The 236-nt window shown below is 38.1% G+C and carries 1 protein-coding gene; it reads left to right on the top strand.

Features of this window, described 5'->3' with window-relative positions; translation table 11 throughout:
* On the top strand, nt 1-236 hold a 236-nt coding region (locus AC4J95_RS21305; RefSeq protein ID WP_494551566.1), incomplete at both ends, for a SpaA isopeptide-forming pilin-related protein.

The following is a 236-nucleotide window of genomic DNA, read 5'->3' as shown; positions in this document are numbered from 1 at the left end:
TACGATGTATCCAAAGAAAAATTATCCTTTGAAGTAACAGCAGGGAATGCGGCAACATTACAAACCTTCAACTTCAAAAATACTGAATCAGAAAAGCCACTAGGAAAAGTGAAGATTACCAAAATTGATAGTGTGACTGCCAGCAAGAAATTAGCAGGAGCAACGTTCAAGATTACCAATACTGATAAAAACACTGTATGGTTAGCGGAAAGTGAACCAACAGCGGCAAATGGTGA

The organism is Enterococcus sp. GPZ-007, from assembly GCF_059374735.1.
The sequence above is the reverse complement of the archived record's forward strand: the minus strand, read 5'-3'. Positions and strand labels throughout refer to the sequence as shown.